The organism is Algoriphagus winogradskyi, assembly GCF_900182815.1.
Taxonomy (GTDB): domain Bacteria; phylum Bacteroidota; class Bacteroidia; order Cytophagales; family Cyclobacteriaceae; genus Algoriphagus; species Algoriphagus winogradskyi.
The window spans coordinates 809,564-821,689 of sequence record NZ_FXUA01000002.1 but is presented as its reverse complement, the minus strand read 5'-3'; the positions used below and the strand labels follow the sequence as shown (position 1 = coordinate 821,689).

The 12,126-nt window shown below is 40.2% G+C and carries 10 protein-coding genes; 9 read left to right on the top strand and 1 reads right to left on the bottom strand.

The annotated features are described in order from the left end of the window. Positions 1–38 precede the first annotated feature (38 nt). Positions 39–455, bottom strand: a complete 417-nt coding sequence (locus tag QOL76_RS08115) for an HYC_CC_PP family protein (RefSeq protein ID WP_139235857.1) — start codon at positions 453–455, stop codon at positions 39–41. Positions 456–671: 216 nt separating this feature from the next. On the opposite strand from QOL76_RS08115, the gene QOL76_RS08110 reads away from it, so the two are divergent. The 9 genes from QOL76_RS08110 (at position 672) to merTP (ending at position 12,124) form a co-directional block, all read left to right on the top strand. After that, complete coding sequence (locus tag QOL76_RS08110) at positions 672–1,064, top strand: hypothetical protein (RefSeq protein ID WP_139235858.1); 393 nt, start codon at positions 672–674, stop codon at positions 1,062–1,064. Between the two features lie 132 nt (positions 1,065–1,196). Then, positions 1,197–5,567 carry a CusA/CzcA family heavy metal efflux RND transporter gene (locus QOL76_RS08105; protein WP_283412450.1) on the top strand — a complete coding sequence of 1,457 codons (4,371 nt, stop codon included), beginning with the start codon at positions 1,197–1,199 and terminating at the stop codon, positions 5,565–5,567. Between the two features lie 98 nt (positions 5,568–5,665). Continuing rightward, entirely contained in the window at positions 5,666–6,856 is a 1,191-nt protein-coding gene (locus QOL76_RS08100) for an efflux RND transporter periplasmic adaptor subunit (protein WP_283412449.1), read from the top strand. 38 nt (positions 6,857–6,894) lie between these two features. Further along, on the top strand, positions 6,895–8,859 hold the full coding sequence (locus QOL76_RS08095; RefSeq protein ID WP_283412448.1) for a heavy metal translocating P-type ATPase: 1,965 nt from the start codon (positions 6,895–6,897) through the stop codon (positions 8,857–8,859). 68 nt (positions 8,860–8,927) lie between these two features. Next, a complete protein-coding gene (locus tag QOL76_RS08090) occupies positions 8,928–9,284 on the top strand; it encodes a SpoIIAA family protein (protein WP_283412447.1) in 357 nt (118 codons plus the stop codon). Positions 9,285–9,294: 10 nt separating this feature from the next. Further along, on the top strand, positions 9,295–10,134 hold the full coding sequence (locus QOL76_RS08085; RefSeq protein WP_283412446.1) for a cation diffusion facilitator family transporter: 840 nt from the start codon (positions 9,295–9,297) through the stop codon (positions 10,132–10,134). A 53-nt stretch (positions 10,135–10,187) separates the two neighbouring features. Next, positions 10,188–10,982 (top strand): cation efflux transmembrane domain-containing protein, encoded by a 795-nt coding sequence (locus QOL76_RS08080; RefSeq protein WP_091692275.1) that lies wholly within the window; start codon positions 10,188–10,190, stop codon positions 10,980–10,982. A gap of 171 nt (positions 10,983–11,153) precedes the next feature. Further along, positions 11,154–11,528, top strand: a complete 375-nt coding sequence (locus tag QOL76_RS08075) for an ArsR/SmtB family transcription factor (RefSeq protein WP_057938480.1) — start codon at positions 11,154–11,156, stop codon at positions 11,526–11,528. After that, positions 11,525–12,124 (top strand): mercuric transport protein MerTP, encoded by a 600-nt coding sequence (gene merTP / locus QOL76_RS08070; protein WP_091692276.1) that lies wholly within the window; start codon positions 11,525–11,527, stop codon positions 12,122–12,124. Before QOL76_RS08075 ends, merTP begins: the two co-directional genes overlap by 4 nt. The last annotated feature ends 2 nt before the right edge of the window (positions 12,125–12,126 follow it).

The following is a 12,126-nucleotide window of genomic DNA, read 5'->3' as shown; positions in this document are numbered from 1 at the left end:
AAAAGGCGGTCTGTAAGACCTAAGTTTACCTATCCGGATTAAATCAAGAAAGATTGAAAAAAAACAGTATAGTCCTTATCAATCGCAGGGGGAGAAATAAATACGTTGGAATATTCAGTTGTAGGAACTGGATCTATTCCAAAAATGAATGTTTGTGTGAAAGCTGCTACAAAAATAAGTTGGGCAGCGTCGAGGTTTATTACTTTAAGATTCTGATCACTGTCATTGTGAATGAGTTCAAAACTATTTTGGCAGCATTCATCAGCATTGCTTAAATCTCCTTGATCACTCGAAGGAGATTCCGATTGATGTTTCATTCCGCAATCCAAATTTTTTGCTGAAAGGCCAATTGCATTTAACATCTCAGATCCCATGCATATATGGCTGCTCTTCGCCAAACCGATGTTTGCGAAAAGAAGTAAGAATGCTAAAACTATGGAAAATGATTTCTTCACTATTACAATTATAGGCTTTTCACATGAGAATGAAAATAAATCCAATTGAATTCTAGGACACGTAATAATCCAGATAAGGTTACCGCTTATAAAAAAAGACAAAAAAAATTCCTCCCTTGCTCAGATTGGGTCGTAGCTATACCTCATCACTTGAATCTGGGATTAGCGATTTTGTGCAATAGCCTTGCACTACTTTATTTCATAGATTTGCAGAATATGAAACTGATAAGAAACAGATCTTTTATTGCTTTGCTCCTTTTGGGGATGCTATCGATGAATTTCGATCTATGTTGTCAGATTCAGAAAATCCCGTTTTTGCTTTCACATTTTGGAGAGCATAAAGTTTTGCATGACGACTCCGTATTTGAATTCGTAGTAGAAGATTATATTGATCATGGATCAAACAATACCAGCCATGATGAAGAAAGTCATGAAAATTTACCTTTTCATGGCAATCATACCTGTTCACACGCTCCCATCTATTTCTCTTCAATAAATGATTTTTCTGTAGTCCGGACTTTTAATGAGAAAGTAGAGCCAGAAACTTACTATACCTTTCTTTTTACTTCACCAGTTTTAGGTGAACTCTTTCAACCTCCTCGGAGCTAAATTTCCCGCTTTACACCATATTTACCCTTTTCGTTCAGCTCTTTTCACTAAACTGATTAGGTCTGTTGTGCGCGGTTTTTTCTAAGGGCCCCTGAGCCCATTTCCATTTTATTACATAAAAATTAATTCCTTATGCTGGATAATATAATCCGGTTTTCAGTTAAAAATAAACTGATTATCGGGCTACTTACCATAGGATTGGTCATTGTGGGAGTGTATTCACTCACCAAGCTTCCCATCGATGCAGTTCCTGATATTACCAATAATCAAGTACAGGTAATCACCACCTCTCCCTCACTGGCTGCTGAGGAGGTAGAGCGTTTAATTACCTTCCCCATTGAAATCACGATGGCCACAATTCCTGATATCGAAGAGATCCGAAGCTTTTCCCGTTTCGGGCTTTCTGTAGTTACTATCGTATTTGAGGAAAATGTGGATGTCTATTGGGCAAGACAACAGGTCAATGAACGAATGTCCGAAGTCAAAGAGCAGATTCCTCCGGATATTGGAGCTCCCGGGATGGCTCCTATCACTACAGGTCTTGGTGAGATTTATCAATACGTAGTCGGTGTAGAACCTGGCTATGAGGATAAGTACGATGCAAGAGAGCTCCGGACTATTCAGGATTGGATAGTAAGAAGACAGCTGCTTGGGACACCTGGTGTTGCAGATGTGAGCAGTTTCGGGGGATACCTCAAGCAATACGAAATAGCGATTGAACCTGATAGATTGAAATCTTTGAATGTCTCGATAGCTGATATTTTTAAGGCGCTTGAAGATAACAATGAAAATACCGGAGGTGCATACATTGAGAAAAACCTAACAGCCCTATTCATACGAAGTGAAGGCCTTGTTGGATCTTTTGAAGATATCAATAATATCCCAGTGCGAGTGAACGAAAACGGTATTCCCGTCCTGATAAAAGATGTAGCTAAAGTACAGCTAGGGAATGCTGTCCGCTATGGAGCGACTACCAGAAATGGTGAAGGTGAAGTAGTCAGTGCCATAGTAATGATGCTGAAAGGTGAAAATTCTGCAGAAGTCATTGATAATGTTAAAGCTAAAATTGATGAGATCAGAAAAACACTTCCTGAGGGGGTTACCATTGAGCCTTTCCTAGACCGTTCCAAGCTGGTTATTAACGCAATAGGTACTGTGAGCAAGAACCTCATCGAAGGGGCACTGATCGTTATTTTTGTCCTTTTGCTGTTACTGGGCAATCTGAGGGCGGGTTTGATTGTGGCTTCAGTAATTCCTTTAGCCTTATTATTTGCTTTCACCCTGATGAATTTGTTTGGGGTTTCAGGAAACTTAATGAGTCTGGGTGCTATAGATTTCGGGCTGATTGTGGATGGGGCTGTTATCATTGTTGAGGCGACGATGCATCATCTTGGGTTAGTCAAAAAGGAAAGAAAACTGACACAGTTAGAGATGGACGATGAGGTATTTCTTTCGGCCAGCAAGATCCGAAATTCTGCCGCTTTTGGGGAGATCATCATCCTCATTGTTTACTTGCCCATCTTGGCATTAGTTGGCACAGAAGGAAAAATGTTCAGGCCTATGGCGCAGACAGTAGCCTTTGCTATATTGGGTGCTTTTATTCTGTCTCTTACCTATGTACCGATGATCTCAGCTCTTTTTCTGAGTAAAAAGCTGAGTAACAAGCCGAATATTTCTGACAAAATCATGAGTTTTTTCCATGGTTTTTATGATCCTTCTATCCGTTGGGCTATGCATCATAGAGGGGTTGTACTAAGTGTGGCACTGGTATTATTGGTGGTATCAGGTTGGGTTTTTTCAAGATTGGGAGGTGAGTTTATTCCTACCCTGGAAGAAGGGGATTTTGCAGTGGAAACCCGTGTGGTTACCGGTTCCTCCCTTCAGAATACCATTAAGGCAACCACCCAGGCTGAAAAGATACTTTTGGATCAGTTTCCTGAAGTAGTAGAGGTAGTCTCCAAAATAGGAGCTGGTGAAATTCCAACAGATCCAATGCCTGTAGAGGCAGCTGATATGATGATTATCCTAAAAGATAAAGGCGAATGGACATCTGCCACGAACCGGGAAGATCTGGCGAATAAAATGTCTGAAGCATTAGCTGTTTTGCCGGGAGTGAACTTTGGGTTTCAACAGCCAATACAAATGCGGTTCAATGAATTGATGTCCGGTGTCCGGCAAGATGTTGCCATAAAAATTTATGGGGAGGAATTAGACCAGCTTTCTCAATATGCCAATCAGATAGGTCAGATAGCCAGAGGAGTGGAAGGAGCAGAAGATATTTACATAGAGGAAGTGACAGGTGTGCCCCAGATTGTCATCGACTATAAACGGGCACAATTGGCAAAATATGGCTTAAGCATCAAAGAAGTAAACCGCTCGATCCAGGCAGCTTTTGCCGGGGCTTCCGCTGGGAAAGTTTACGAAGGCGAAAAGAGATTTGATTTAGTGATCAGACTTGACCAGAACAAAAGAAATGAACTGGAGGATGTCCGGAACCTATTTATAGCCCGGGCAAATGGGGATCAGATCCCGTTATATCAAGTTGCAGAAGTCTCCGTGAAAGAAGGACCTTACCAGATTCAGCGGGACGATACCCAGCGGAGAATTGTGGTGGCATTCAATGTGAGAAATAGGGATGTGGAAAGTATCGTCGACGAAATTGAAAGCAAAATAGCAAATGCTGTTACTTTTGAATCTGGTTATTTTGTGACGTTCGGTGGGCAGTTTGAGAATCTGATTGAAGCGAAAGAGCGGTTGGGGGTTGCGGTTCCACTGGCACTATTGCTGATCTTTGTATTGTTATTTTTCACCTTCGGGTCAATAAAGCAAAGTATTCTGATTTTTACTGCGATACCGCTTTCTGCCATTGGGGGAATTTTTGCTTTGACGTTGCGAGGGATGCCTTTTAGTATTTCAGCAGGAATAGGATTTATCGCACTTTTCGGTGTAGCGGTACTCAATGGTATTGTGCTGATAGCTGAGTTTAACCATCTGAAAAAAGAAGGCATCACGGACGTATTTGAGCGGATCTATTCAGGTACACGCACCAGACTGAGACCCGTGATTATGACTGCTTCTGTAGCATCCTTAGGCTTTTTGCCTATGGCGCTCTCTTCTTCAAGTGGGGCAGAGGTTCAGAAACCATTGGCTACAGTAGTTATCGGAGGACTGATCACTGCCACGATTCTGACTTTGGTGGTTCTGCCTGTTTTGTATTACTATTTTGAAAAAGGATTCAGGAAATCCACCCGAAAGATAGGATTGCTCACTATCACCTTGCTAGCTTTTATAAGTATCCCAACTTTAGCACAGGAAATCCAACAGGTTTCTTCCCTGGATCAGGCAATAGATCTGGCGCTTGAAAATAATCCCAACGTAAAAGCAGAAGCACTAAGGCTGGAGCAGAAGCGGGCTTTAAAGGGCGCTAGCTGGAATATTGGCAAAACTGCTGTGGATATAGAGTATGGTCAGACTAACAGTGCATTTACCAACGATTCCCGCTTTTCAGTTTCACAAACCTTTGAATTTCCGACTACTTATAGCAGACAAAATGGACTGGCTGAGGCCAAAGTAACTTCAGGTGAATTGGCCGTTGAAATGAGTAAAAATGAACTCATCAGAGCTGTAAAGTCAACTTGGTATGCGTTATGGGCAGCAAAGGAAAAGGGAATTCTGCTCCTTAGACAGGATAGTATTTATTCCCGGTTTGCATCAGCTGCCACCTTACGCTTTGAGGCAGGGGAAACCAACCTGCTTGAAAAGGCAACTGCTGAAGCACAGGTGGCTGAAATTGAAGCATTATTGGCACAGAATCAGGCAGATGTTGAGATCAACTTGAGAAGGCTGAAAATGCTTTTAAACTCAGATGCTGCTATCGAACCTAATTTGGGTAAGCTTGAGCAAAAGCTTTCTGAGGTGTCCTTAACTTCATTAAGCGTGGATGGTAATCCAACACTAACCTGGGTTCAGCAACAGATTGCAATTGCAGAAAAGGAAAAGTCAGTGGAAAAATCACGGTTGATGCCTGATATTAAACTGGGGTATTTCAATCAATCCTTTAATGGCCCGGGTGAAACTATGGCCGGTAATCCGGAATTTTTCACCTCTAAAGATCGATTCGATGGTTTTCAGGTTGGGTTGGCAATTCCGATTTTCAGCCTGAAATCGCAGTCCGCAACCATTAAATCCAAATCCATAAGGATAGCTGAAGCTGAACAGGAGGAAGCGGCATTTACCAACGAGCTTGAAAATCACTTGGCCTCTTTACTTCTGGATTACGAAAAATACCAGACAAGTTTGGCTTTTTATGAAGCCAATGCTCTGCCCCAGGCCGAACTCATTCTAAATCAATCTCAAAGAGGCTTCCAAAGCGGTGCAATCGGTTATGTGGAATATACTCAAGGGTTAAACAGAAGTTTATCAGTAAGTTTTGATTATCTGGATTTGCTCGACAAATCCAATCAGACACTTATTCAGATTGAATTCATATCTGGTATCAATTAAAATGAAAAATATGAAATCGAGCATGACTAAAAAGTCACATAGAAGAATGAGTTTAACCTTTCACGATTCCATAATACCATTTCTAAAAATCTTATAAAATGAAAAAATATATCATAAACAGCCTATTTGCCTTAACAATAGCAGGCTTTATAGCTTCCTGTAATTCAAAAGTTGAAAGTGTTGAAATTCAGGGAGAGCACGAAGAAAATGAATCCAGGGTAGAACTGTCTCAAACGCAATATGAGGTGACAGGGATCGAGCTGGGTAAATTGGAATTCAAGGAAATTGGAAGTGAACTTATGGTGAATGGGGTGATTGATGTCCCACCGCAAAATAACATTTCCATTACCATGCCTTATGGAGGTTTTGTGAAAAACACCACACTTCTTCCGGGCGATGCTGTCAAAAAAGGGCAACTGCTTGTATCCATTGAAAACCCTGAATTCATTCAGTTTCAGCAGGACTATTTAGAGAGCCTGGCTAACAGCTCCTATTTAAAGTCTGAGTACGAGCGTCAGGAGAAATTGTATGGTGAACAAGTGGCTTCCGGAAAAACCTTTGAAGAATCAAGAAGTAATTTTCTGGCCAATGAAGCCAGGATAAAGACATCCAGGGCAAAATTAAAAATGATCGGATTTGATCCCGAGAAAGTGGAAACAGGAGAGATTAAATCCGTGGTAAACATCTATTCCCCTGTATCCGGATCGGTATTGGATGTTTTTACCAATATTGGCAAATACGTTAGTCCGCAGGATGTAATCATGGATTTAACCAATTCAGATGATTTGCATGTGGAGCTTTCTGTCTATGAAAATGATATTCCTAAAATTAAGAAGGATCAACGCATCAAATTCAACATTGCCAATACGGATGAAGAATGGAGAGAGGCGCATGTGTTTTTGGTAGGTAAGGGAGTGAGAAAAGATAGATCAGTGACGGTTCATGGTCATTTTGACAGCAAGAATACTGATTTGCTCCCAGGAATGTATGTGACTGCCAAAATAGAAATCGCTACGGAAAAAGCGTTGGTAGCACCAGATGATGCTGTAGTACGTTTTGGTGAGAAGCATTTTATTTTTTCCTACTTGGGGGAGCGGGATGAAAATGGACAGCCAGCTTATGATTATGAGATGATAGAGGTAATGATGGGAAATAAAGAAGATGGGTTCACTCAGGTAACATTATTGGATTCCGCTAGAAACTATGAAGATATCAAGCTGGTGACTGAAGGAGCTTTTACGCTGCTTTCAAAAGCTAAAAACAGCGAAGAAGAAGGTGGGCATCATTGAAAAACAAAGGAAAAATACGCTAACTGGTATATGAAATCATGGAAAAGGAAAAAGTAGAACATTCAGGGATATTCGGAAAAAACAGTGAATTGATTTTCTCTATTTGCTGCGGTGTTTTGTTGGGAATCGGGTTTGGTCTCAGTTTTATGGAGTCCGTTCCTCAGTGGGTTAGTCTTGGGTTTTATATAGGAGCCTATTTTTTTGGAGGCTTCTATACTGCCAAGGAAGCAATTGAGACTATTCTTAAAGGAGGGTTTGAAATTGATTTCCTCATGTTGGTCGCAGCCATTGGTGCTGCGATCCTTGGGGAATGGGCAGAAGGTGCGTTGCTGTTGTTTTTATTTAGCCTAGGGCATTCATTGGAGCACTACGCTATGGGAAAAGCACATAAATCGATTGAGTCCCTAGCTACTCTGGCTCCCAAAACCGCCTTGAAAAAAGATGAGAATACTACCACAGAAGTTGGTATTGAAGAATTGAAAATTGGGGATATTATTTTAGTCAAGCCCAACACCCGCATTGCAGCCGATGGAGTAGTAATCAAAGGTAGTAGCGCCGTTAATCAGGCACCCATCACAGGTGAGAGTATTCCGGTGGACAAAGTTGCTATGCAAAATGCTGATTCAAATGAATTATCTCTTAAAGATGTTCCTGAGGAAAGCCGTGCATTTTCAGGGACTATAAATGGAAATGGAACCTTGGAAATAAAGGTGTTAAAATTAGCCACGGACTCCACCGTATCAAGATTGATCACTTTAGTCAACGAAGCAAAGGCACAAAAGTCTCCTACTCAGTTACTCACTGATAAGTTCGAAAAGTATTTTGTCCCTTCAGTGTTGGTTTTGGTGGTGATACTATGCTTTGCCTTTTTGGTCATTGATGAGTCTTTTAGCCAAAGCTTTTATAGAGCGATGGCAGTTTTGGTAGCTGCGAGTCCATGTGCATTGGCCATTGCTACACCCAGTGCTGTATTAAGCGGTATAGCCCGTGCTGCCAAAAAAGGAGTGTTGATCAAAGGGGGGAGACCCTTGGAAGATTTAGGCGTTTTGACTGCAATCGCTTTTGATAAAACAGGAACACTCACTGAAGGAAAACCCAAAATCACAGAGGTGATTGCCCTGGAAGGAATTTCCAACGAAGAATTACTTGCAGATGCTATAGCGGTGGAAGAGCTGAGCGATCACCCACTTGCCAAAGCGGTAGTTAGAGACGGCAAAGAGCGAATGGATGGCAAAGAAATTCCCAAAGCGGATTCATTGGAAGCAGTGTTGGGTAAAGGAATTAAGGCCAATGTGGGTTCGGATAAAATCTATATCGGAAACCTGGATTTGTATGAAGCTCTGGATGATAAAAAACCTTCTGATGAGATAGTCAAAAAAATTGAAGAGTTGGAGTCCAACGGCAACACTACTATCCTTATCAGAAAAAATGAGAACTATCTTGGAATCATTGGGCTGATGGACACTCCTAGGGAATCAGCCAAAGCTACCTTAAGTGAACTGAAGGCGATTGGGATTGAAAAAATGATCATGCTCAGCGGAGATAACCAGAAAGTCGCCGATGCAATTGCCAATGAAGTCGGACTGACTGGTGCAAGAGGAAGCTTACTGCCTGAAGAAAAAGTGGAAGCTATCAAACAATTAAAGCAGTCAGAATCCAAAATCGCCATGGTGGGTGACGGGGTAAATGATGCTCCGGCTATGGCTGCAAGTACCGTAGGTATTGCCATGGGAGCAGCAGGGTCTGATGTCGCTTTGGAAACTGCCGATATTGCGTTGATGGCTGATAAACTTGAAGTATTGCCTTTTGCAATTGGGCTAAGTAGAAAAGCCAAGGGGATTATCAAGCAAAACCTATGGATCAGTTTAGGTGTAGTCGGCGTATTGATTCCTGCTACGATCTTTGGATTCGCCTCTATAGGCATTGCAGTGCTAATTCATGAAGGTTCAACAATAGTCGTTGTAGTAAATGCTTTAAGGCTGTTGGCATACCAGCGAAAATGAATAAGCCACAGTAATGAAATAGAATAAATACTTATACAGAGAGGATATTTTAACTTAAAAACAATAGTATGCTACAGATACTAGAGCAAACGGAAAACAATATCATAGCAACAAAAGCCTCAGGAAAATTAACTGAAGTTGATTACAAAAAGCTATTACCATTATTGAAGAACGCGCTCGGCAAACATTCTAAGATTCGATGGTATTTTGAAATGGTTGATTTTGAGGGATGGGAACTGAAAGCCTTTTGGGAAGATGTGAAATTTGATACAAAACATGCCAATGACTTTGATAAAGTGGCCATGGTAGGCGAAAAAAAGTGGGAAGAAAAAATGTCTGACCTAATGGGTTTTTTCAGTTCAGGTGAAGTTAAATACTTTGATATTTCAGAAAAAGAAACTGCATTCAAGTGGATTAAAAAATAACAGCTAGTCAGTGGCAAAAAAAGATAACAATATCAGGACAGCCTTTTTCCTGAATTTAGCCTTTACCGTGTTAGAAGTCACAGGTGGTTTGATTTCAGGCAGTATCGCTATTTTAGCAGACTCACTCCATGATTTTGCTGACAGCCTTTCACTGGGTGCAGGCTGGTACTTCGAAAAGAAATCCAGGAAAGGAAGTACGGATAAATATTCTTATGGATATGCCCGGTTTTCTTTATTGGGTGCGATGATAAACGCGGTGACATTATTACTCGGATCAATCTATATAGTTTATGCATCTGTTGAGCGAATAATAAATCCACAGAACCCTGATGCATATTGGATGCTTGGCATTTCATTTTTGGGTATAGCCTTAAATGGAATCGGTGTTTGGAAGTTGAAATCCGGTAAATCGATGAACAAACAGGTTATGATGATTCATCTTTTAGAGGATGCTCTTGGATGGGTTGCTGTTCTTGTTGGGAGCATTGTCATGTTGCTATTTGATGTTCCAATATTGGATCCTATTCTGGCCATTGTTATTAACCTTACTGTTCTTGTATTTGCTATGCATAAACTGGTACAGGCACTAAAAATACTGCTTCAAAAAGTTCCGAAGAACATCAATCTCCCTGAACTTCGTCAAAAAATACTTTGCTTGGACAAAGTTAAAGAGGTTGAGCATTTACATATATGGTCGCTAACAGAGGAAAAAGCTGTGGTCACTGCACATGTTATAGTTTCAGACATTCGATTATTATCGGATTCAAGTGCTATAAAAGAGAAGATTCATGCAATTTTAAGCGATATAGATACCGAACATATCAACATTGATCTGAAGAGTTCTGATTGATAATATATATTTAAATCTTAAAAATCTTGCTGTCAAAAGATAAGCTAGTCAACATGCAAAAAACAATCTTTGAGATAACCAAAATGGACTGCCCTTCGGAGGAGAACCTTATCAGGATGAATTTGGACGGTATTTCCAGTATTGAAAATTTGGAATTTGATATCCCAAACCGGAAACTGACAGTTTTTCATCAAGGGGAAATTGAAGCCATCGAAAAGTCTGTTGTGGACTTAAATTTAGGAGGGAGGAAAATTTCCACCGAGAAGACTGACCAATCGGTCTTTAAAGAACACACTCACCAAAAAAAGTTACTATGGTCTGTCCTTGCAATAAATTTTGCGTTTTTTCTAATCGAAATGACCACAGGAATTATTTCCAAATCTATGGGGCTGGTTGCCGACAGCTTGGATATGCTTGCGGATAGCTTTGTGTATGGGATAAGTTTATTTGCAGTGGGGGGAACAATATATAGGAAAAAGCGGATTGCTAAATGGGCTGGATATTTTCAGATCATACTTGCGATCATCGGATTTGTAGAGGTATTAAGAAGATTTTTTGGAGTCGAGAAGCTTCCGGATTTTTCAACAATGATTATTGTCTCAATTCTTGCCCTCATGGCGAATGGAATTTGTCTTTATCTGTTGCAAAAATCGAAAAGCAAAGAAGAGGCTCATATGAAAGCAAGTATGATTTTTACTTCAAATGATGTGATTATTAATTTAGGTGTAATTGCCGCAGGCCTATTAGTTCATTGGCTAGAATCCAGTACGCCAGATCTGGTTATAGGAACAATTGTTTTTGTCTTGGTTGTTCAAGGGGCATTTAGAATTTTAAAAGTGAGCAAATAGAAAAACATGAAGTGATTTTATTCGAAATAACGGTAGGTAAGGATAATTTCAGACTAAGTAAAAATATTTGATTTTAGGATATTGACGTTGCAGAGTATTGGATTTTTAAAACAAAAGTAAAAATGTATTTAAGCATTTGCTTAAATAAGAAGTTTTCTTATTTTTGTATTCATGGATATCATTTCTTGTATTAGGCAACAAGCGGACGTTGAACAACTAAACCGCTGCAAAAGCCGAGTTTTTGAGCTTCACGAATCCTTCGACTATTTATCAAAGGGACTTGAGCTGGCTGGGAATAAGGTCAGGTTGAAAATTCTTTTCCTGCTTTATGAAGAGAAACAACTATGTGTATGTGATTTGAGTGATATTCTAGGAATGACCATATCGGCAATTTCTCAACATCTCAGGAAACTCAAAAATCAGAAGGTCATCGAAGCTGAAAGACAAGCGCAAACTATTTTCTACTCCTTAGCTGAAGAGTATAAAATCCTGCTTAAACCGATATTCACATTAATTGAGGAAAATAAAGTTTTCGAAACTGTATGAAGAAAGATAATACACTAATCGGCGCAGGAGTTCTATCATCCTTTACGGCTTCCATATGTTGCATTACTCCTGTTTTTGCTCTTGTCGCGGGAACAAGCGGGATCGCATCCACTTTTTCCTGGCTTGAATCAGCAAGACCTTACTTTATTGCTTTTACAATTTTGACTCTTGGTTTTGCTTGGTATCAGATTTTGAAACCTAAAAGAGAAGCGGATTGCCATTGCGAAACGCCGGCTAAACCGAAGTTGATTGAAACTAAAACATTTTTGGGTATTTTGACTGCATTTGCTATGCTCATGCTTGCCTTTCCAAGTTACTCGCACATCTTCTACCCCAAGACAGGAAGCCAGACGGAACTGGTTGACAATGAAAATCTTCAGACCGTAGAGTTTTCTATCAATGGGATGACATGCACAAGTTGTGAAGAACATGTAAACCATGAAGTGAATAAACTTTCTGGAATAATCAGCTCGACCACATCATATGATAACGGCAATGCTGTTATACAGTTTGACAGCTTAAAAACGAATGTTTCTGAAATTGAAACAGCAATAAATAGCACAGGATACAAAGTAACAGAAAGAAAGGAAAAGTAATT

Bases quoted from the DNA above. Each gene is read 5' to 3' on its own strand.
- QOL76_RS08110 (WP_139235858.1), top strand. From the start codon at position 672: ATGAAACTGATAAGAAACAGATCTTTTATTGCTTTGCTCCTTTTGGGG.
- QOL76_RS08105 (WP_283412450.1), top strand. From the start codon at position 1,197: ATGCTGGATAATATAATCCGGTTTTCAGTTAAAAATAAACTGATTATC.
- QOL76_RS08100 (WP_283412449.1), top strand. From the start codon at position 5,666: ATGAAAAAATATATCATAAACAGCCTATTTGCCTTAACAATAGCAGGC.
- QOL76_RS08095 (WP_283412448.1), top strand. From the start codon at position 6,895: ATGGAAAAGGAAAAAGTAGAACATTCAGGGATATTCGGAAAAAACAGT.
- QOL76_RS08090 (WP_283412447.1), top strand. From the start codon at position 8,928: ATGCTACAGATACTAGAGCAAACGGAAAACAATATCATAGCAACAAAA.
- QOL76_RS08080 (WP_091692275.1), top strand. From the start codon at position 10,188: ATGCAAAAAACAATCTTTGAGATAACCAAAATGGACTGCCCTTCGGAG.
- QOL76_RS08075 (WP_057938480.1), top strand. From the start codon at position 11,154: ATGGATATCATTTCTTGTATTAGGCAACAAGCGGACGTTGAACAACTA.
- merTP (WP_091692276.1), top strand. From the start codon at position 11,525: ATGAAGAAAGATAATACACTAATCGGCGCAGGAGTTCTATCATCCTTT.